The sequence below is a fragment of the Kitasatospora sp. NPDC059408 genome, assembly GCF_042751525.1.
In the GTDB taxonomy this organism is placed as follows: Bacteria; Actinomycetota; Actinomycetes; order Streptomycetales; family Streptomycetaceae; genus Kitasatospora.
Genome location: NZ_JBHYWI010000021.1, coordinates 82,748 through 101,734 on the forward strand (window position 1 = coordinate 82,748; position 18,987 = coordinate 101,734).

At 72.2% G+C, this 18,987-nt stretch carries 21 protein-coding genes; 13 read left to right on the forward strand and 8 right to left on the reverse strand.

The features are described 5' to 3' along the window. Positions 1 to 49: 49 nt before the first annotated feature. Positions 50 to 1,192 (forward strand): serine hydrolase domain-containing protein, encoded by a 1,143-nt coding sequence (locus tag ACFXDE_RS16515; RefSeq protein WP_380494755.1) that lies wholly within the window; start codon positions 50 to 52, stop codon positions 1,190 to 1,192. Between the two features lie 36 nt (positions 1,193 to 1,228). Next, a complete protein-coding gene (locus tag ACFXDE_RS16520; RefSeq protein ID WP_380494757.1) occupies positions 1,229 to 1,738 on the forward strand; it encodes a hypothetical protein in 510 nt (169 codons plus the stop codon). 181 nt (positions 1,739 to 1,919) lie between these two features. Here the strand turns inward: ACFXDE_RS16520 and ACFXDE_RS16525 are convergent, their stop codons facing one another. The 6 genes from ACFXDE_RS16525 to ACFXDE_RS16550 all read right to left on the reverse strand — a co-directional run bounded on the left by ACFXDE_RS16525 (position 1,920) and on the right by ACFXDE_RS16550 (position 8,192). Beyond that, entirely contained in the window at positions 1,920 to 4,184 is a 2,265-nt protein-coding gene (locus ACFXDE_RS16525) for a tetratricopeptide repeat protein (protein ID WP_380494758.1), read from the reverse strand. A gap of 982 nt (positions 4,185 to 5,166) precedes the next feature. After that, positions 5,167 to 5,625: a hypothetical protein gene (locus ACFXDE_RS16530; protein ID WP_380494760.1), complete on the reverse strand. Its 459-nt coding sequence runs from the start codon at positions 5,623 to 5,625 to the stop codon at positions 5,167 to 5,169. A gap of 82 nt (positions 5,626 to 5,707) precedes the next feature. Further along, entirely contained in the window at positions 5,708 to 6,472 is a 765-nt protein-coding gene (locus tag ACFXDE_RS16535) for a YqjF family protein (protein WP_380494762.1), read from the reverse strand. A gap of 112 nt (positions 6,473 to 6,584) precedes the next feature. Further along, a complete protein-coding gene (locus ACFXDE_RS16540; protein ID WP_380494829.1) occupies positions 6,585 to 6,938 on the reverse strand; it encodes an arsenate reductase ArsC in 354 nt (117 codons plus the stop codon). Positions 6,939 to 7,068: 130 nt separating this feature from the next. Further along, on the reverse strand, positions 7,069 to 7,815 hold the full coding sequence (locus ACFXDE_RS16545; protein WP_380494763.1) for an aquaporin: 747 nt from the start codon (positions 7,813 to 7,815) through the stop codon (positions 7,069 to 7,071). Next, positions 7,812 to 8,192, reverse strand: coding sequence for an ArsR/SmtB family transcription factor (locus ACFXDE_RS16550; protein ID WP_380494765.1), 381 nt, complete (start codon positions 8,190 to 8,192; stop codon positions 7,812 to 7,814). The genes ACFXDE_RS16545 and ACFXDE_RS16550 overlap by 4 nt, the downstream gene beginning before the upstream one ends. Before the next feature lie 89 nt (positions 8,193 to 8,281). Between ACFXDE_RS16550 and ACFXDE_RS16555 the strand changes: the two genes are divergently transcribed. From ACFXDE_RS16555 to ACFXDE_RS16575, 5 genes are all read left to right on the forward strand, one after another. Beyond that, positions 8,282 to 8,752 carry an ArsI/CadI family heavy metal resistance metalloenzyme gene (locus ACFXDE_RS16555; RefSeq protein ID WP_380494767.1) on the forward strand — a complete coding sequence of 157 codons (471 nt, stop codon included), beginning with the start codon at positions 8,282 to 8,284 and terminating at the stop codon, positions 8,750 to 8,752. Positions 8,753 to 8,908: 156 nt separating this feature from the next. Further along, the gene (locus tag ACFXDE_RS16560) at positions 8,909 to 9,532 is read left to right on the forward strand and encodes a hypothetical protein (RefSeq protein ID WP_380494769.1); all 624 of its coding nucleotides are present in this window, start codon (positions 8,909 to 8,911) and stop codon (positions 9,530 to 9,532) included. Between the two features lie 76 nt (positions 9,533 to 9,608). Next, the gene (locus tag ACFXDE_RS16565) at positions 9,609 to 10,622 is read left to right on the forward strand and encodes a DUF1996 domain-containing protein (protein ID WP_380494771.1); all 1,014 of its coding nucleotides are present in this window, start codon (positions 9,609 to 9,611) and stop codon (positions 10,620 to 10,622) included. Positions 10,623 to 10,679: 57 nt separating this feature from the next. After that, on the forward strand, positions 10,680 to 11,240 hold the full coding sequence (locus tag ACFXDE_RS16570; RefSeq protein ID WP_380444671.1) for a sigma-70 family RNA polymerase sigma factor: 561 nt from the start codon (positions 10,680 to 10,682) through the stop codon (positions 11,238 to 11,240). Then, on the forward strand, positions 11,237 to 12,004 hold the full coding sequence (locus ACFXDE_RS16575; protein ID WP_380494774.1) for an anti-sigma factor family protein: 768 nt from the start codon (positions 11,237 to 11,239) through the stop codon (positions 12,002 to 12,004). Before ACFXDE_RS16570 ends, ACFXDE_RS16575 begins: the two co-directional genes overlap by 4 nt. 69 nt (positions 12,005 to 12,073) lie before the next feature. Here ACFXDE_RS16575 and ACFXDE_RS16580 read toward each other — a convergent pair whose 3' ends face one another. Both ACFXDE_RS16580 and ACFXDE_RS16585 read right to left on the reverse strand, forming a co-directional pair. Further along, positions 12,074 to 13,267, reverse strand: a complete 1,194-nt coding sequence (locus ACFXDE_RS16580) for an SPFH domain-containing protein (RefSeq protein ID WP_380444668.1) — start codon at positions 13,265 to 13,267, stop codon at positions 12,074 to 12,076. 37 nt (positions 13,268 to 13,304) lie between these two features. Beyond that, positions 13,305 to 13,544, reverse strand: a complete 240-nt coding sequence (locus ACFXDE_RS16585; RefSeq protein ID WP_380444666.1) for a hypothetical protein — start codon at positions 13,542 to 13,544, stop codon at positions 13,305 to 13,307. Positions 13,545 to 13,799: 255 nt separating this feature from the next. Here ACFXDE_RS16585 and ACFXDE_RS16590 point away from each other — a divergent pair, with 255 nt between their 5' ends. The 6 genes from ACFXDE_RS16590 (at position 13,800) to ACFXDE_RS16615 (ending at position 18,971) form a co-directional block, all read left to right on the forward strand. Then, positions 13,800 to 14,003 carry a cold-shock protein gene (locus ACFXDE_RS16590; RefSeq protein ID WP_359959873.1) on the forward strand — a complete coding sequence of 68 codons (204 nt, stop codon included), beginning with the start codon at positions 13,800 to 13,802 and terminating at the stop codon, positions 14,001 to 14,003. A 369-nt stretch (positions 14,004 to 14,372) separates the two neighbouring features. Continuing rightward, complete coding sequence (locus tag ACFXDE_RS16595; protein ID WP_380494780.1) at positions 14,373 to 15,920, forward strand: DEAD/DEAH box helicase; 1,548 nt, start codon at positions 14,373 to 14,375, stop codon at positions 15,918 to 15,920. A gap of 167 nt (positions 15,921 to 16,087) precedes the next feature. Next, entirely contained in the window at positions 16,088 to 16,891 is an 804-nt protein-coding gene (locus tag ACFXDE_RS16600; protein WP_380494782.1) for a hypothetical protein, read from the forward strand. 189 nt (positions 16,892 to 17,080) lie between these two features. Then, positions 17,081 to 17,746 carry a hypothetical protein gene (locus ACFXDE_RS16605; RefSeq protein ID WP_380494784.1) on the forward strand — a complete coding sequence of 222 codons (666 nt, stop codon included), beginning with the start codon at positions 17,081 to 17,083 and terminating at the stop codon, positions 17,744 to 17,746. Next, a complete protein-coding gene (locus tag ACFXDE_RS16610; protein WP_380494786.1) occupies positions 17,743 to 18,270 on the forward strand; it encodes a hypothetical protein in 528 nt (175 codons plus the stop codon). The genes ACFXDE_RS16605 and ACFXDE_RS16610 overlap by 4 nt, the downstream gene beginning before the upstream one ends. Beyond that, on the forward strand, positions 18,267 to 18,971 hold the full coding sequence (locus ACFXDE_RS16615) for a hypothetical protein (RefSeq protein ID WP_380494788.1): 705 nt from the start codon (positions 18,267 to 18,269) through the stop codon (positions 18,969 to 18,971). Before ACFXDE_RS16610 ends, ACFXDE_RS16615 begins: the two co-directional genes overlap by 4 nt. Positions 18,972 to 18,987 lie beyond the last annotated feature (16 nt).

The window sequence follows — 18,987 nt, forward strand, 5'->3', positions numbered from 1 at the left end:
ACTTTGATCGTCCGTATCCGTTCGACCGCGCATCCTTCGAGGAGGATCGGTGACGAAGAACATCGGCGTCCGCAAGCTGTCGGCCGTGCTCGCCCTGGCGGCCGCGACCTTACTGGGCCAGGCCGTCTCTGCACAGGCCGTTTCGACTCAGGCCGTCTCGACTCAGGCCCGGCCGGTCGACGACCACGCCGCCACCCAGGCGGCGCTGAACTCCTTCCAGGCAGGGGCCGCCCCGGGAGCCGGGCTGTACGCCGGCGACAGCACCGGCTCCTGGAACCTGTCCGCCGGAACGGCCCTGCTCAACAACGACCGGCCGTTCCAGCCCTTCTTCCACTTCCGCATCGGCAGCCAGACCAAGAGCTTCACCGCGGTCGTGGTGCTGCAACTCGTCGACGAGGGCAAGGTCTCCCTCGACGCGCCCATCGAGCGCTACCTTCCGGGCGTCGTGGACGGGAACGGCTTCGACGGCAACACCATCACCGTGCGCCAGCTCCTCCAGCACACCAGCGGCATCAAGGAATCGCAGAATCCGACCTCCCAGAATGCCGACGGCACCTTCGACCTGGCCGCGGTCGTGCGCGACGGACTGAGTTATCCGCCGGTGTCCGCGCCGGGAGCGGCCCACCACTACTCCAACACGAACTTCCAGATCCTGGGCATGCTGATAGAAAAGGTGACCGGCATTCCGGTCGCCCGCGCGATCACGAGCCGGATCGTCGACCCCCTCGGCCTGACCCAGACCACCTTCCCCGCCCCGGGCGACCGCACCATCCCCGTCCGGTTCGCACCGGGCTACCAGGGCGGGTGGATCGGCCCGTTCTTCTTCTGGCGGGACATCACCGACACGGTCGAGCCGTCCTTCTACAGCTCGGCCGGAGCGATGATCTCGACGGAGCAGGACCTGACCGCGTTCTACCAGGCGCTGTTCGGCGGCAAACTCGTGTCGGCGGCGAGCCTGGCCGAGATGGAGAAGCCCGTCGAAGCCGGGAGCGGCACGGGCTACGGCCTCGGCCTGCAGACCTTCCCGCTGCGCTGCGGCGGCGCTGCCTGGGGCCACAGCGGCGGAGTGCCCGGCTACACCACGATGACCGTCTTCGCCCCCAACGGCCGCCACGCCTCGCTGGTCTCCAACACGATGACCGTCTCCGGCTCCAAGATGCTCGACGTCCTCAGCTCCGCCCTGTGCGACTGACCCCGCTGCCCGGCCACCCGGTGCGATCATGAACACATGACGACAGCAGCGCTCGTGGACCTCCTCACCCGGTACGGCTCGACCGGGGACTTCGCCGGCCTGCGCCCGCTCGGGCCGTACCCGGTGCCCGAGCGGGGCGAGGCCGAGGATTCGGGGCGCGTCGCCGACGAGTTGCCGTGGCCGCAGTGGTTCCGGTTCGGGTGCATGTCGGTCGACGTGTGCCGGTGCGGGATCGTCAACACGGTCTCCGTCCGGACGTGGTACGACGACGTCGTCCTGCCGGTCGGCGGGCCGGGTGAATACGGCTCCTTCCCCGGCCCGCCCGGCTTCCGGGAGCTCTCGGACGCCTTCGCCGCCGCCGGTGTGCACTGGGAACGCGTCCCAGAGACCCACTCCCTCCCGCAGTTCACCATGCGGACCACCGTCGCCGATCTCCCGGACGTCACGGTGGACTTCATCTTCATCACCGACGAGACCCCGGACCGGCCGACGCTCTACAGCGCCCACGCACACGAATACACCCACCTCTGCCCCGACGGCCCCTGACGGGCCGTGATGGCGGGCGCGGCCAGGGTCAGCCCCGGGCCGCCGCCGAGAAGACGTACACCGCGGAGGTTCCCAGACCGGCGAGTCTGGCCCCACCGTTCGCGCGGCGGAGCCAGAACCCACTGGCTTCATCAGCCTTCCAGATCGTGCTTCGTCTCGCTTCTTCCGTTGCGGCCGACGCCTACTTCCACCGCCCCACCCGGGACAGACGGGCGCCGAGGTGGTTCAGCGCTGCAGCCAGGCCCAGCCAGTGGGCGGTGAAGTCCGCCACGGCAAGACGCCGGTAGACGTCGACCGCCTCCTGGGTCACAGCCCGCGAGTCGTCCAGCCGCCCCAACGCCGTTAGATGGATACCCAGTTTGTTCAGCGCCTCGGCCAAGGCGGATTCGTAACCGGCGGGGTTCGCCTCGGCAAGGCGCCGGTAGGCGTCGACCGCCTTCTGGGTCACAGCCAGCGCCTCCTCCGGCTGCCCGTCCCGCTCAAGGCGGGACCCCAGGGCCCACAGGACCCGGGCGAGGTCCGGCTCGTACTTCTTGGGAGCATCGCGCGCTTGTCGAGCCCGGATGTCGGCGGCTTCACGGGTCGGTGCAAGGGCTTCGTGGTGGCGTCCTAGATCTGCCAGCGCGGAGCCGAGGTTCTCCAACGCTCCGGCCAGCTCGACACCGCCGTGGAAGGCGTCGGCCCAACGCCTCCCACGCTCGACGGCCTCCGCAGCGACAGCGCGGCGCCGCTCGGGGTCGGACTGGTGTCGGCCGGCGAGGTTGGCCAGTATTCGTACGAGCGTGGGTTCGTAGCGTTCGCGCTCGGCCTGACTGAGACGACGGAAGATGGAGGCCGCCTCCTCGGTTGCTTTGAGGGCGTCGTCGCGTCGGCCGGTCAGCTCGAGATGGATTCCGAGCAAGTCCAGAGCCCGCCCTAGGGCTGGCTCGTAAACGGACCGGGCCGGCGCGTCCGCTTTCACCAGTTCCCGATAGATGTCGACAGCTTCCTGGGCAGGTTCCACGCCCTGGCCATGGAATCCCGCGTTGAAATACCGCCCGCTGAGGTCGTGGTGGATCCGGGCGCGTTCAGCTGGGTCCTCAGTCGTGGCAAGGAGGTGATCGGCGAGGCGTTGCGCAAGGGTCGCGATGCCTGTGTCGAGGTCGACGCGCCGATCCGGGACCTGGGCCTCGATGGCCTGCAGCACCGCGGGATCCACGTCGGGAATCTCGGCAAGGCGAGCCAGTGCGGCACCGCCGGCCTCCAGAGCCAGCTGAGGCCGGCTGCGCAGAAGTGGGTAGAGCTGGCCGGTGGCGACGTGCTCCCAGCGGTGGGCGGTCTCGATGAGGACGGTCAGGGTGGAGGCTGTCCACACCGGCGGGTCCGTGGCCTCCGGCTGGGCGAGCAACCGCTCGGCGGCCCTGACGGCCCAGCGGTTGAGCGGACGGGAGGCGTGGTGGCCGCGGGTGGTCTGCGCGAGGAAGTCCTCGCCGAGCCGGTCGGGATAGAGCGGCTCGAGCACGGTGAGCGGATTGCTCGCCGGATAGCACAATGCGTGGTCATCGATGATCTCATCCACCGACACGGAAGACTTGATGCGCACCCGCTGCAGCGCCGTCTCGGCCTCGTCATCCCCGAGAGGGCCAACGAGGGTTGCGGTGAACACAGCCTGGGCCATGACATCGGCGTCGATGCGCACACGACCCTCGGCGAGCGTGTGGAGCTTGTGCCAGTACGCGCGCTCGCGGTTCAACAGGTAGACGGAGAGTGCCTCGGGATCGGGGTCGGGTGTCGGGCTGAGGCCGCGCCGAAGCCGGTCCACCCCGACGAGGGCGGCCATGTGCACGGTGAGCATCAACCCGAACGCGGGATCGTCGATGTTGCCAGGGACCTCGACGGCTCCGGCGTCCGCTACGCCGAGGGCATCGGCGAAGCGGTCGCGGGCCGCGAGGAACGCCTCGGCCCGGTCCCCGGTCGCGCCGTCCCTGAGGGGCTCCAGCTCGACCGCGCCCGCCGCGTAGCCGAGGAGTTGGAGGTCGTGGGGGAGGTTCTGCCACCAGGAGCCTGCGGAGCGGGCGATGAGCAGAACCCGTAGCCGCTCGCAGCGACGACGCGCCAGGTCGTGCATGAGCTCCATCAGGGTGGTGGCGGGCCAGCGTTCGGCGTAGTCCACGATGACCAGCACCCGCTGCCCCGGGGGCCCGGTCCTTCTCGCGGTCGGTACCGTCGAGGAACCGGCGGTGTACGCGGCCTGACACACCTGCCAGCCGGCAGGTGTGTCGGCAGCGAATCTCGCGCCCAGTCGTGTCTTTCCCTGCCCGCCGGGACCGTGCAGCAACCGCACGGCGGCCACTGGCCCGGCCGGATCGTCCCGCCATGCCGTCAGACGTTTGAGGTCATCGAGGCGGCCGGTGAACGGCACTATCTGATGTCGTGCCATGAGCAGTTGACTGGGCTGCTCGTGCAACGACTCCACCGGGGAGTCCGCGCCGTCGCGGGGGAAGTGGCTGACCTTGTACCGGGCGGACCTCTCCGGGCCGGACCAGGGCGGGTCCGCGACGTCAGAGCCGTCCGGGCGGCCGAGGTCGCGGACCTCCGTGGAGGCAGGGGCTTCACGTGCCTGTTCGGCGAGTCTCACCCACTCCCGTCGCTTTCCCGGGGCACGACCGGCGGTTTCGCTCCAGAGGCAGACCAGCGCCCACAGGGCGTCCTCGCTGTCACTGGAGGGGGCTTGGGCCCGCCGGAAGTCGGTCGGAACCCAATCGCTGACGCGTTGCCCCCGGAAGCCGGGGATGTTGTAGGGCGGGTTCCGGAGCGCCCTTTGGATCTCGGATTGAGACAGCGGCCGACCGCCGTTCTCCCGGCATTTGGCATCAGCAGCTGCTTTGAGGGCCGATAACTCGCTGTACAGGCGTCGGCGGGGATCCGGCGTTGGGATGGTCTGCCCCCTGTCTGGATGCCGCCCGGCCCGCCCGCTGCGGGCGGGGGCGGGCAGTGCTACGTGCTGCAGGGTATCGCCGAAGTTGGCCGGGGCGCCCGCGGTTTGAGGTGTTGTTGCCGCACGCGAATGAGAGTGGGAGTACTGCTCCGGCATCCGGCCGGGCAACGAGTGGGGGTGTACCCGATGAAAAGGAATGTGCAGCGGACGGCACGCCGACTGGCCGTGGCGGCCCTGTTCAGTGCTGTGCGCGCAGCGGCCACTGCCGGCGGTACAGCAGTGGCCGGCCTGGCCATGTGGTGGCTTCGGGGGCGGTGACGTCCCGACAGGCGGACGGTACCGGGCGGCCGTCGCGACCGGTGCCGTCCGCCTGTCCCCGTGCCCGTCACCGCGTTCAACGACTCGACTCGCCGGCGACGCGGGTTCGGGGGCAGCGTCCGGCCTCCGGTCGGTCGACCCGGTGATCACGACACCAGTGATTGTGGCTCCTCCAGACGGCGCCCGGGCGGAATCACCCGGCCTCGGCCGGCATGATCACCACCGTGAAGCTCGCCGCGTTCCCGGCCTCCGCGCGGAGCGAGCCCGTGTCGCCGTCGACGTGGTCCAGCAGGTACTCGGCCATCTCGCTGGCCAGGCTCGCGCTCCGGGGGAACCAGAGCGGGCGGCGCGCCTTCTCGTCGTAGCGGGGCAGGGGCAGGTCGTCCGAGCCCTTCCGTTCGTGGAACGGCTTCGCGTCCGCCGCCACGACGACCCGTACGCGCTTCCGCTCGCCCCAGCCCGAGGGCACCTCCACCACCGTGAGCCGGACGTTCCCGACGCCGTCGTCCATGCCCCACGGGAGCGTCCACTCCAGCAGGCCCTCGATCCCGCCGGCGATGCGCCGCTCGCGGTACTCCTCGATCAGGGGCGGTAACGCGGCGAGCAGCACGCGCAGGTGCCGCAGGACGTCGGCGAACCAGACCTCTTGCACGGGAAAGCCCTCCCATTCCTCGCTTACTCGCATCGAAGCGGGCGTCGGGCGCGCCTGGCAAGGGGTCGGCGCGGAGGAGGGCTCAGGGGGTGGGCAGGCCGCCCGGTCGGGTGGGAGGCCCGAAGCGGACGGGCACGCCCGGGGAGTACAGCACGCTCACCGGCGGCCCGGCCGGCGCCGGCAGGCCGGCCGCGGCCACCAATTCGTCCTCACACTCCAGGAGTTCGGCCCGGTGCAGCGGCCAGCGCGGGTGGACGTTGGGCAGGTGCACCGTCCGGCCGAAGAAGGCGTTGTGCAGGCCCCAGCGGGCGGTCAGGAAGTGTTCGAGGGCGGTCGGCTCCTCGATCCGCCCGCCGACGCGGACGGCGATCCGGGAGCGGGCGCCGCGCGGTCCGGGCCAGCGCCGCCTGCTGGTGTAGGTGAGGGTGTCCGCGTCGCGGCGGATCTCCATCCTGGCCCACATGTAGGGCAGCCGGAAGGCGCTGCGGGCGATGGCCACCGGCAGCAGCCGCGAGGCCTCAAGCGACCGGAACACCACGCCGCGCCGCCCGTGCCGGTCCACCGAGTAGAGCCGCACGTTGGTCTCGGGGAAGGTGCCGAGGTACGGGATGCCCGGCACCTTGAACCAGCCCACGCGGTGCATCCGGAAGGCCACCAGGCCGATGTAGGTGAGGCCGTCGTGCGTGTCCGGCACCGTCCCGGGCGGGAGGAGCGGGGCCACGTCCGCGGGGTCGGCGGCCCAGTGCAGGAACGACAGGTCGAGCCAGGACTGGGTGAGCAACGTGCTCGGCACGTCGCCCACGGGATCGGGCGTTATCGGCTCCGCGGGGGCAAAGACGGGCGGCATCGCTCCAGCGTCGCACGGCCTGACATCGATCTTTCCGGCGGGGCCGGTGCTCCGCTGCCCGCCGCGCGGGGCAGCAGTTCGCCCGAGGCCCCCGCCCGTTTCGTCGCCGCCGTCAGCGGGGCTCGATGCCGAGGTCGGCGAGCAGGCCCCGGATCCGCCGTTCGATCTCGTCGCGGATCGGGCGGACCGCGTCGACGCCCTGGCCGGCCGGGTCGTCGAGCTTCCAGTCCAGGTACTGCTTACCCGGGAAGTAGGGGCAGGCGTCGCCGCAGCCCATGGTGATCACGACGTCGGACGTCCGAACCGCTTCCGTGGTGAGCACCTTCGGGGTCTCGGCGGAGATGTCGATCCCGACCTCGGCCAGGGCCTCGACCACGGCCGGGTTCACGGCCTCGGCCGGCGCGGAGCCGGCCGAGCGGACCTCGACCCGGTCGCCGCCGAGGCGGGTGAGGAAGGCGGCGGCCATCTGGGAGCGGCCGGCGTTGTGCACGCAGACGAACAGCACGGAGGGGACGGACGGGACGGCGGGAGTGCTCACGAACGGGGTCCTCGGGTCTTCGGAGTGGGCAGGAGAATGCGGGCAGGGGAAGGCGGGGTCAGCGGGCGGCCGGGGCCGGGTGGTGGTCGGCGTGCGGGACCACGACGTCCTCGCCGACCGGGGTCGGGCGGCCGAACAGCACCGCGACCAGGGTGACGCCGACGGCCGTACCGACGAGCTGGGCGGCGATGAACGGCAGCACGGAGGCGGGGGCGATGCCGGCGAAGGTGTCGGTGAAGGCGCGGCCGATCGTCACGGCCGGGTTCGCGAAGCTGGTGGAGGAGGTGAACCAGTAGGCGGCGCCGATGTAGGCGGCGACCGCGGCCGGGGCGAGGTGCGCGCGGCCGATGCGGGCCAGCCCGAAGATCAACAGGATGAGACCGGCGGTGGCGACGACCTCGCCCAGCCAGAGGTGCGGCGCCGACCGGGCGTGAGTCGACCAGTCCACGACCGGCTCGGCGAACATCGCGTCCGCCAGCATTGCGCCGCCGATCGCCCCGGCGACCTGGGCCGGGACATAGGCCGCCGCCTCCCGCAGCGTGGGCCCGTCCCCGTCACGGCGGCCGGTCCACCAGGCGGCCAGCGTGACCGCGGGGTTGAAGTGGGCGCCGGAGACCGGGCCGAGGAGCAGGATCAGTACGCCGAGGCCGAACACGGTCGCGAGGGAGTTGGCCAACAGTTGGACGCCGACGTCCTGAGAGAGCTCGGTGGCCTGGATCCCTGAGCCGACCACGACGGCGACCAGCGCGCCGGTGCCGGTGAACTCGACGGCCGCCCGGCGGCCCAGCGGAGCCGTCCCGGTCATCTGGACCCCCCGGCGGTGGCCGGGGCCTGGAGCAGGGCGGACAGCCTGGCCAGCGCGGCGGGCAGCACCCAGTAGTAGACCCAGGTCCCGCGGCGCTCGGAGCCGACCAGGCCGGCCTCGCGCAGGACCTTGAGGTGGTGGGAGATGGTCGGCTGGGAGACGTCGAAGGGACCGGTCAGGTCGCAGACGCACGCCTCGCCGCCCTCGTGCGAGGCGATCAGCGACAGCAGCCGCAGCCGCACCGGGTCGGACAGGGCCTTGAACATCCTCGCCAGGTCGACGGCGGCCTCTTCGTCCAGCGGCTCGCGGACCATCGGCGAGCCGCACGCGACCGCCGTCCCGTCCTGGTCGAGCACCTTCAGCTCCAGATTCGACATGTGTCTATGTTGACGCTCATCTAATCCGGTGGCAAGCTCGCCTGTATCGATGTCCATCGAAACAGGAATCCGGATCAGGGAGGATCGCCATGTCCCGCGTCCAGCTCGCCCTGCGCGTCGCCGACCTCGAAGGCTCCGTCGCCTTCTACGCCAAGCTCTTCGGCACCGAACCCGCCAAGCGCCGCCCCGGCTACGCCAACTTCGCCATCACCGAGCCCCCGCTCAAACTCGTCCTCATCGAGGGCGAGGCGGACGAGGAGACCCGCCTGGACCACCTCGGCGTCGAGGTCGCATCCACCGAGCAGGTCGCCGCGACCACCGTCCGGCTCACGGAGGCCGGCCTGGCCACATTCGAGGAGAACGACACCTCCTGCTGCTACGCCCTCCAGGACAAGGTCTGGGTACACGGCCCCGGCAAGGAACCCTGGGAGGTCTACGTCGTCAAGGCCGACGCCGACACTCTCGACAGGGGCTCCGCCGCCGTGGGCGACACCTGCTGCACCACCATCGAGCAGGGCGCCGAACCGACAGCCGCCGTGGGCTGCGCCTGCAACTGCTGATCCCGCTCCGATGATGCCGGTGCCGACAGGGACGGACAGTCGGTCAGGAAAAATTTCCGACGGCGTTGAACCGATCCCGCCGAGGATCCGTGTGGAGGGTGCACAGGGCGACACCGCCCGAATCCACAACCACACCTGCTCCAGGGGGAGTTCAGCATGCCCACGTTCACCGTCCCCGCCTTCGCCGCCCGCCGCCTGGTCGCCGTCTCCGGCGTCGCCCTGCTCGCGCTCGCCGCCACCGCCTGCGGGCCCGACACGAGCAGCGGGTACGGCGGGAACAGCTCCAGCACCGCCGCCGCCCCGGCGGCCACGGCGTCCGCCCCCGCGGCCGGCGGCTCCTCCGGGGTCCGGATCGTCGCCGCGAACTCGCCCGCGCTCGGGCCGATCGTCACCGACTCCGCCGGCCGGACCCTGTACCGCTTCGACAAGGACACCGCCAAGCCGTCCGCGAGCACCTGCACCGACGCCTGTGCGGCGAAGTGGCCGCCGCTCACCGCCCAGGACCCGGTGAAGGTCACCGGGGTCGACTCCACCCTGGTCGGCAGCGTGACCCGGCCGGACGGGACGAAGCAGGTGACCCTCAACGGCTGGCCGCTCTACCGCTTCGCCGGCGACACCGCGGCGGGGCAGACCAGCGGCCAGGGCGTCGGCGGCACCTGGTTCGCGAGCACGCCCGAGGGGAAGAAGGCGGCGGGCATGCCCGGCCAGGCCTCCGCCCCGGCCCCCGCCCAGACCCCGTCGGCCGCCCCGTCGCAGGGCGGCTACTCCGGGGGCTACTGACCCGCCCCGCCGCGCCCGACGGTCCGGGTGATGGGCCGCCTTGCCCGGGCGGCGGCCCGTCGCCCAGACTGTCGCGGTGCACCGGGAACGTGATCACCACCGGCTGGGCGGCGTCGCGCTCCCGGTCGGCGTCCTGCTCTGCCTCGCCCTGGGGCTGTCGCTGCTGGCGATCAGGCTCTGGCCGGCCGGGCCGGAACCGGCGGCCGGGTTCGTCGACATCACCGCCGTGGCCGTCGCCGCACCCGCCCCTCCGTCCGCCGCCGCCGGACCGGACGCCTCCACCGGCTCGTACGCGCAGGACTGCGGGCGCAACCAGGAGGGGCACCGCAACGCGGACAACGTGGTGATCTCACCCGGCACCGTGGGCGGTGCCCACCACGTGCACGACTACGTCGGCAACCTCTCCACGGACGCGGACTCCACCGACGACAGCCTCGCCGCCGCCGCGACCACCTGCACCAGCGGCGACCGCTCGACCTACTACTGGCCGGTGCTGCGCCGCACCGACGGCGCCGCACCGCGGACCACGGCCGGGGCTTCCGACGACGACCCGCACGGCAACACCGGCGAGATCCTCACCCCCGACACCGTCACCATCGAGTACCTCGGCAATCCATGGGCCAAGGTCGTGCCGATGCCGCGCTTCCTCCGGCTCCTGGAGGGCGACCCGACCGCCGCCACCGACGGCGGCGCGGACGCCGGCGCCCGCTGGGGCTGCACCGGCTTCGCCGGCCGCACGACCACCGACCGCTACCCGCTCTGCCCGGCCGGGAGCCTCCTCACCCGCACCCTGGACTTCCCCAGCTGCTGGGACGGGCGCGGCACGGACAGTTCCGGCCACCGCTCGCACGTGCGGTTCCCGGACGCCGCCGGCGTCTGCCCGCACGACACCTTCCCGGTCCCGCACCTGCGGGTGACCGTCGGCTACCGCCCGCCGCCGGCCCGGGAGTTCGCCCTGGACGCCTTCCCCGAGCAGCACCACAGTCCGCTCACCGACCACGCGGTGTTCATCGGCCTGATGACCGACCGGCAGATGGCCGCCGTGGTGGCCTGCCTGAACCAGGACCGGACCTGCCGGGAATCCGGTTGAACCGAACGGCCCCCGCGTACGTGCTGGACGTGGCACCCGACGACGGAGGAATGGCGGATGGCGAGGACACGATCAGCCGGGCGGCAGGACGCCGCCGACGAGGCACTGATCCGGACGCTCTACGAGCAGCACGGCGCCGCGCTGCTCGCCTACGCCGTCCGGCTCACCGGCGACCGCGCGGCGGCCGAGGACGCCGTCCAGGAGACCCTGATCCGGGCCTGGCGCAACCCCGAGGCACTGACCGAGGCGCGCGGGTCGGTGCGCGGCTGGCTGCTGACCGTGGAGCGCAACCTGATCACCGACCGGTTCCGGGCCCGGGCGGCCCGGCCGGCCGAGGTGGCGGAGGTCTCCGAGGCGACGGCCACCGTGCCGGTCGAGCACGACCACGCCGAGGGCGTGGTGGAAGCGCTGGTGATGTCGCAGGCGCTGGAGCGGCTCTCGCCCGAGCATCGCGACGTGCTGCGCTCGATCTACTTCCAGCGGCTGTCCGTCAGCGAGGCCGCGGAGCAGCTGGGGGTGCCGGCCGGCACGGTCAAGTCCCGCGCGCACTACGCGCTCCGGGCGCTCAAACGCTCGTACACCGGCAGGTCGGGGACGTGGCAGGAGGTGTCGGCGTGACCAGGGACGACTCGAACGGGAACGACGCGAACAGGAACGACGTGAGCACGACACCGCACGAGTGGAGCGCGGAACTCGTCGGCGCCTACGTGCTGGGTGCGCTCGATCCGGCCGAGGCGGCGGCGGTCGAACGGCACCTGGCCGACTGCCCGGCCTGCCGTCAGGAGGTGACCGAATTGCGCGAGCTGGAGACCGCCCTGGGCGAGGTTCCGCCCGAACTGCTCGTGGACGGCCCGCCCGAGGGCGGCGACCTGCTGCTGCAGCGCACCCTGCGCCGGGCCCGGGCCGAACGCGGCTCGGCGCTGCGCCGACGCCGGGCCCGGATCGGCGCTGCCGCCGCTGTCGCTGCGGCAGCAGCGCTCGTCGCCGGGATCGCGCTGGGCCGCACCACCGCGCCCGCACCACCGGTGGCAGTCGGCCCGGCTCCGAGCACCACCGTCGCCACCCCGCCCCCCGCCGGCACCAGGACGGGCTCCGCGACGGACCCGGCCACCGGCGCCCGGATGACGCTGGCGGTGACGCCGGCGATGGGCTGGGTCCGGGTCAACGCGGCCGTCACCGGCATCCCGGCCGGCCAGCGCTGCCACCTGGTGGTCAACGGCAAGGGCGGGACGAAGGCGGACGCGGGCGGCTGGCTGGTCTCCACCGTCGGCGCCAAGTCCGGCACCACACTGGACGGTTCGGCCATCGTCGCACCGGAGGACGTCGCCTCGGTATCGGTCGTGAACGAGTCCGGCCAGACCTTCGTGACGGTCCCCGTCTAGGCAGCGATCATCCCGGTGGGTCCGCCCCGAGAGCGGGCGGACCCACCGGGAGTGAGCTCCCGCCGGGGTTCAGGTGCGCTCCGGGATCCGGGGGGCCGGGTTGGCCTTGCCGTCGCCGTGCGGGCCCGTCGAGTGCTGGAGGGAGTGCAGGATCGCGAGGCCCTGGCTGACGATGCCGGCCGCCATCTGGTTGACGCCGTCGCTGCCGTTGAGGACGGTGAGGTCGGCCCCGGACATGCCGCGGGCGGCCGCGTCGGCGAGGGCCGGGAGGTTCTCCACGATCCGGTTGGCGGCGATGAGTTCCTGGTTCCCGCCGCGCAGCGAGTCGGCCCGGGCCGTGTTGGCGTCCGCCTGTGCCTGGGCGAGGGTCCGTTCGCTGTAGGCGCTGCCGTCCGCCTCGAACTTCACCCGGTCACGGGCGGCCTCGGCCAGCGTCCGCTGCCGGTACGCCTCCGCGTCCGCCGGGCGCCGCACCTCCGCCTCCAGCTGCTGCGCCGCGAGCGCGGCCCGGCGCTGGGCGAGCGCGGTCTGCTCCTCGATGACGTCCTGGGAGGCGCGGGCCTCGGCGAGCGGGCCGGCCTGGGCGGCGCGGGCCCTGGACTGTTCCGTCTCGGCGAGGAAGCCGGCCCGCTTGATCGCGGTGTCCCGCTCGTACTCGGCCTTCAGCGCGGCCGCCTGCTGCTCCCGTTCGGTGGCCTCCTGGTCGGCCTTGGCCTGGGCGATCCGGGCCTGGCTGGCGACCGCCGCCACGTGCGGCGCGGCGAGGTTGTCGATGTAGCCGGTCGAGTCCTCGATCTCCTGGATCTGCAGGGCGTCGACCACGATGCCGAGCTTCTCCATCTCGCCGTGGCTGCCCGCCATCACCTCCTGGGCGACCCTGCTGCGCTCCCGGATGATCTGCTCCACGGTCAGCCCGCCGATGATCGACCGCAGGTGGCCGGCGAAGATCCGGCCGACGAGCTCCTCCATCTGGTTCTGCTCCGAGAGGAAGCGGCGGGCGGCGTTGGCGATCGACACGGCGTCGTCTCCGACCTTGAACACGCAGACCGCGCGGACGGTGAGCCGGATGCCCTGCTGGGTGACGCAGTCCTCGGCGATCGTCGCCTCCCGGAGGGCCAGGGAGAGCATCCTGACCTTCTGCTTGACCGGCAGGACCAGGCTGCCGTGACCGGTGACGATGCGGAACTGGGTGTCCTGCGACTGGCGCTTGGACCCGGATATGAGCATCGCCTCGTTGGGTGCGGGAACGTGCCAGAAGAACATGACCGACCACCTGACCTGCGGGGATTCCGACACGCGCCTAGGGCGGCAGGAGTTCGACGATCACCGAGCGGGCCGAGATCGCGTCCACCACGACCACCCGGACGTCCCGGCCGACCGGTTCCGAGCACCAGGCCGCGAACGCCTCCGACCCGCCCCGCAGGGCGACCAGGACCTCGCCCGGACCGCCCGGCGGAATGGGCACCGTCACCCTGCCGACAGCCCCGACCGGGCTCTGCGAGGAGTCGTCGGCTGCCGCGCGCATGCGCTCGTGCGCCACGTGTTCCACGGTACTCCGGCCGCGGCACGGGAACCCGTCCCGGAATCGGGCGTGGAAAATCGACCCGTCGCAGGCCCGAGCCTGCTAGAGTCGTTTTAGTTGCAGTAGTGGTTCCCAAGAACTTTGTGTGCGCCTGCCGATGTTTTGCAGGCGCATTTTTTGTTTTCCCGGCTCTTCCCCGGGTGGGCACTCCATGCGGCGACTCGAAACCCGCACCGTGCGGGCTTCGGACAGCCCCTTGAAGGAGTAATTTTTATGGCTAATGGCACCGTGAAGTGGTTCAACTCGGAGAAGGGCTTCGGCTTCATCGAGCAGGAGGGTGGCGGCCCCGACGTCTTCGCCCACTACTCGAACATCAACGCCAACGGCTTCCGTGAGCTGCTTGAGGGCCAGAAGGTCGAGTTCGACGTCGCGCAGGGCCAGAAGGGCCCGCAGGCCGAGAACATCCGCCCGCTGTAGTACTTCTGCCACGGCACCCGCCTGGTAGCGAGGGGCCCGCACCGCGCACACGCCCGGTGCGGGCCCCTCGGCATCGCGCCACGACGCATCCCCCCGGCCGTTCAAGGCCCTGGCTCCGCCACCGGCGGCCATCCCCACGCGAGACGCACAGCGCCGCGTCGGGATCGGCGCCCTGCCGTGACAGCTCACGGTTCGAGGTTCCCCGCTCCCGCCCTCCGCGGTGAGCGCCGACCGTAGGTGACGTGCCGCACGGTTCCACCGTCCACGCTCCGCCCGTCACATTCTCGGCCCGTTCCCTTGCGGTCTCCGCCCGCGCCCCGCGCCCCGGAGCCTTCCTCGTGACGTGCCGCCCCGAGGAAGGTTCTCCGCATGGCCCGCTCCAGTCGCTCTTCGTACCAGAACGCCAACTCCCGCTCCGCCCGGGGCTCCCGCTCCGGCGGAAGCTCCTTCTACGGCGACCGGCCCGCCGGAGGCCGCCGCCCCGCCGGCCGGAGCGCTCCTCAGGGCCCGTCCGCCCAGGGCGAGTTCGCGATGCCGGTGAGCACCACCCCGGCGCTGCCGGCCGTCGAGTCCTTCGAGGAGCTGGACATGCCGAAGGCGCTGCTGTCGGTGCTGGCCCGCGAGGGCGTCACCGCGCCGTTCCCGATCCAGGCCGCGACGCTGCCGAACTCGCTGGCCGGCCGCGACCTCCTCGGCCGGGGCCGGACCGGCTCCGGCAAGACCATCGCGTTCGGCCTCCCCGTGCTGGCCCGCACGGCCGGGCAGCGGGCCGAGCCGCGCCAGCCGCTGGCCCTGGTCCTGGTCCCCACCCGCGAGCTCGCGCAGCAGGTCTCCGAGGCCCTCGCCCCCTACGCCCGCGCCGTGCACCTGCGGATGGCGACCGTGGTGGGCGGGACGTCGATGAGCCGCCAGGCCTGGCTGCTGAACCGCGGCGCCGAGGTCGTGGTGGCCACCCCGGGCCGGCTCAAGGACCTGATCCAGCGCGGCGACTGCCGGCTGGACCGGGTCGGCATCACGGTGCTCGACGAGGCCGACCAGATGGCCGACATGGGCTTCCTGCCGCAGGTCACCGAGCTCCTCGCACAGGTCGCCGCGGGCGGCCAGACCATGCTCTTCTCCGCCACCCTGGACCGCAACGTCGACCGCCTCGTGCGGCAGTTCCTCAAGGACCCGGTCACCCACTCGGTGGACCCGTCCGCGGCGACGGTCAGCACCATGGAGCACCACGTGCTGCACGTGCAGAACGTCGACAAGAACGCCACGATCGCCCACATCGCCTCCCGCGACGGCGGACTGATCATGTTCGCCGACACCAGGGACAGCGCGGACCGCCTGGTGACGGACCTGCTCGCGAACGGCGTGAAGGCCGCGGCCCTGCACGGCGGCAAGTCCCAGCCGCAGCGCACCCGCACCCTGGACCAGTTCCGCACCGGCGAGGTGACCGCGCTGATCGCGACCAACGTGGCGGCCCGGGGCATCCACATCGACGGGCTCGACCTCGTCGTCAACCTCGACCCGCCGGGCGACCACAAGGACTACCTGCACCGGGGCGGGCGCACGGCCCGGGCCGGCGAGTCCGGGACCGTCGTCACCCTGGTCCTGCCCAGCCAGCGCCGCGCGACGGCCCGCCTGATGAGCGCCGCCGGCATCACCCCCGTCACCACCAGGGTCAGCGCCGGCGACGAGGACCTGGCCCGCATCACCGGCGCCCGCGTGCCCACCGGCGTGCCCGTCGTCATCGCCGACCCCGTGGTCGAGCGGCCGCGCCGCAGCGCGTCGACGAGCCGCGGCCGCCGCGGTCGCCCCGGCGGAGACGCCCGGTCCGCCTCCGCGGGCGGCCGGTCCGCCGGCGGCCGCGACGACCAGGGCCCCGCCGGCCGCCGCCGGACGCCCAGGAACGCCGCGCGCGCGGCGTGACACCACCCGAGGTCGAGGTGCTCTTCCCGGAACGGAGACGGTTCGGTAGTTCTACGGATGTGCCCGCGTGGCAGGTCCGACACGATGGTTCCACGGCGTCGAGGCGAGGTCCGCTCCGCTCTGCGCCGGAATTGACACACCATCAACTCCTCTGAGGCATCCGAATCATGAAGAAGACCACGCTCGCCGGTTCGGTGAGGGCCGCCACCCTCGCCGGGTTCCTCTGCCTCGGCCTGAGCACCGTGACGTCGTGTTCCGGCGGTGCGGCCGAGCCCGCCGACACCGTCAGGCCCGCCGCCGCCCCGCCGAGCTCCGCAGCGGCGCCCGGCCCGGCGGGCTCGGCAGGCTCGGCGGGTTCGGCGCAGGCCGCGGCGCACGGGGATGCCACCCGCTACCAGGCGTCCGCCTGGCTTCCCGCAGAGAGCCTGCCGCTGTACGGCACGTACCTGTGGCTGTCCGAGAACACCGAGGACCCGAAGTCCAGCGACGACGCCCTGAACTGGATGTACGCCTGCAGCGACGGCGGCAAGGAACCGACCGCCGCCCTGAAGATCTCGGCCTACCAGACCAGGCAGTACAGGACCGACCTCAAGGACGACCCCAGGGCCGCCGCCTTCCAGTGGATGCTCTACTTCAAGGACGAGGCCGCCGCGAAGGCCGCGCTGACCAAGATCGAGAACGACTACGCCTACTGCGCCGCCCGTTCGTCCGACGAATCGAGCCGGACCACGGTCGTCAAGACGGCCACCGGCTCCGGGGGCATCAGCTGGCTCACCACCGTCCGGGACAAGGACGGCAAGCCGCACGTCGCGTTCGCGGACGTCGGCTCCGACGCCCACGAGTACTTCGTCCAGTCGAGCAACGTCATCAGCCTGGTCCAGGCCATGGGCGACACGCCCGCCATCGACCCTGCCACGGCCGACGGACAGACGCTCGGCACCATGGCCGCGGCCCTGGGGACGATGCGCTGAGCCCCAACGCCGGCCGTCTCATCGCCCGCGGGCCCCGGACGCGGGGCGCGCTCCGGCCCATCGGCCGGCCGTTCCGCGCCCGAGGATCGGGTAGTCGAATCGCGTAGTTCTACCGATGCCGCGGCACCGCCCGCCTCCCCATACTCGGCCTGGCAACACGAGTGAACGCGGAGAGGTGACGACAAGGCGATGGCTGCACCGCACAACCAGAACGACCCGGATGTCCGGCAACTCACGGACGACACCTGGCAGTTCGGCCAGGAGGACCCGCCCGGCCGGTCGGCCGGGCAGCAGTACGGCCGGCCCGCCACGGCGCCGCCCGGATACTTCCCGCCCGCGAAGCCGAAGCGCCGCCCCTTCCGGACCGCCTACTTCGCGCTCCTGGGCGTGCTGTTCTGCAGCATGCTCGGCCTCGTCGGCTTCCTCGTCCTGAACCGCCCCCACCCGGCCCCGGACGCGCAGGTCGACGGCAACGGCAACGTCACCAAGGGCGGTGACCTCGGCCTCCGCAGCCTGACCACCGGCCAGTACTTCGACGAGCCGAGCGGCGCCGCCCAGCAGCAGGTGGACGGGGTCTCGGCCGTCCCGTGCAGCGACCCGCACGACGCCCAGGTGATCGGCTACTCCATGCTCACCGACTCCTCGTACGACGAGGCGAAGATCAAGGACGAGGCCGCCGCGGCTTGTCGGAAGCTGTCCGCGGGCCCGACCGTCGACCGGACCAAGCTCGGCAGTGGTGCGAACATCGTGGACTTCGTCCCGACCGCGGGCTCCTGGCAGCACCTCGACCGCAAGGTCACCTGTGCCGTCGACAACGGAACCGGCGCCAAGCTCACCGGCTCGGTGCTCAAATGACCCGGCACAGCGGGTCCCGGCACGGCGAGTCGGAGCATGGCGAGTCGCAGCACGGCGAGTCCCGCCTCGGCCCTGTCGTGGCGCACTTCCGGGGCACCCTCCGCTTCGGCGGGTACCTGCCCTACATCGGGTCGCTGGCGCTGATCGCGGGACTGGCCGGAGTCGTCACGGGAGCGCTCCTCAACGGGCTGTACGGCCTGGCGGTGGGTGTCCTGGCCTGGTCGCCGTCCGTCCTGGCCTGGCGGCACGAGGTGGAGGTCCACCAGCAGGGCTTCGTCTGGCGGCGCCCGACCGGAACGCGGAGCTTCCGGTACGCCGAGATCAGGGGTGTGCAACGCACCAGGGTCAGCAGCTTCCTGCTGGGCACCTACGACGCCGTGACGGTGACCCTGCTCAGCGGGCACGAAGTCCTCGTCGGACCGGTCCAGGACACGCCGCGGCTCGCGAGGCTCCTGGCCGGCGCGGAGCCCGCTCCGGTACCCGCCTGGCAGCCGCCGGACACGACCGGACGGAGCGCCTGGTGACCGCCGCCCTGATCATCCCCGCGATCGGCATCCTGATCGGCGGATTCGTCCTGGCCCGGGGCACGCTGCTGACACGCGGCAGCAGCCGCGCGTACGCCCGGTACCAGGCGGGACACCTGGCCTGGCTGCTCGGGCTCGACCTGGTCGAGGGCGACCCGGCGACGAACCTGGGCGTGCGGATCGCGAACCCCGAGATGCGGCGCGGCCATGCGCCGGACCGGCCCCTGCTCGTCCGGGTCCGGCTGGCCGGCTCACCGCAGGAAGTGCCGGTCGAGCTCTCCTACGAGTACCGGGAGCAGTCGGTCCGGGGCCTCGGCTCGGTCACCCGGGACGAACGGTTCGCCTGCGGGATGACCGTTCGGGCGCGACGGCCGTTCCCGCCCTTCGAGGTGACGTCCCGCAAGGTCCCGCACGGCAGCATCGACCGCCTGCACGAACTGCCCGCGATGGACACCGGACGGCCCGCGGTCGACGCCGCCTACCTCGTCACCACCTCCGCACCCGCGATGGCCGAGCTGCTCGGCGGCCTGTTGGAGGGTTTCGCCCCGCTCGTCCCTTCGGGCGTGCACCTGGTCGGCGACGGGCAGCACGTCACGTTCGTGATGCGGCAGCGGGGGTTCCCGTTCGTCCGCACCTCACTCGACCACGCGGTCACCATGAGGGACCAACTCACCGCCCTCGCCAGGGGCGTGGGCGGCTGAGCGACTGAACCACGAC

Excerpts from the sequence above, each read along its gene's own strand:
- ACFXDE_RS16600 (WP_380494782.1), top strand. The coding sequence starts at position 16,088 with ATGAAGAAGACCACGCTCGCCGGTTCGGTGAGGGCCGCCACCCTCGCC.
- ACFXDE_RS16560 (WP_380494769.1), top strand. The coding sequence starts at position 8,909 with ATGCCCACGTTCACCGTCCCCGCCTTCGCCGCCCGCCGCCTGGTCGCC.
- ACFXDE_RS16535 (WP_380494762.1), bottom strand. The coding sequence starts at position 6,472 with ATGCCGCCCGTCTTTGCCCCCGCGGAGCCGATAACGCCCGATCCCGTG.
- ACFXDE_RS16520 (WP_380494757.1), top strand. The coding sequence starts at position 1,229 with ATGACGACAGCAGCGCTCGTGGACCTCCTCACCCGGTACGGCTCGACC.
- ACFXDE_RS16550 (WP_380494765.1), bottom strand. The coding sequence starts at position 8,192 with ATGTCGAATCTGGAGCTGAAGGTGCTCGACCAGGACGGGACGGCGGTC.
- ACFXDE_RS16610 (WP_380494786.1), top strand. The coding sequence starts at position 17,743 with ATGACCCGGCACAGCGGGTCCCGGCACGGCGAGTCGGAGCATGGCGAG.
- ACFXDE_RS16570 (WP_380444671.1), top strand. The coding sequence starts at position 10,680 with ATGGCGAGGACACGATCAGCCGGGCGGCAGGACGCCGCCGACGAGGCA.
- ACFXDE_RS16605 (WP_380494784.1), top strand. The coding sequence starts at position 17,081 with ATGGCTGCACCGCACAACCAGAACGACCCGGATGTCCGGCAACTCACG.
- ACFXDE_RS16590 (WP_359959873.1), top strand. The coding sequence starts at position 13,800 with ATGGCTAATGGCACCGTGAAGTGGTTCAACTCGGAGAAGGGCTTCGGC.
- ACFXDE_RS16595 (WP_380494780.1), top strand. The coding sequence starts at position 14,373 with ATGGCCCGCTCCAGTCGCTCTTCGTACCAGAACGCCAACTCCCGCTCC.
- ACFXDE_RS16555 (WP_380494767.1), top strand. The coding sequence starts at position 8,282 with ATGTCCCGCGTCCAGCTCGCCCTGCGCGTCGCCGACCTCGAAGGCTCC.
- ACFXDE_RS16545 (WP_380494763.1), bottom strand. The coding sequence starts at position 7,815 with ATGACCGGGACGGCTCCGCTGGGCCGCCGGGCGGCCGTCGAGTTCACC.
- ACFXDE_RS16540 (WP_380494829.1), bottom strand. The coding sequence starts at position 6,938 with ATGGCCGCCGCCTTCCTCACCCGCCTCGGCGGCGACCGGGTCGAGGTC.
- ACFXDE_RS16580 (WP_380444668.1), bottom strand. The coding sequence starts at position 13,267 with ATGTTCTTCTGGCACGTTCCCGCACCCAACGAGGCGATGCTCATATCC.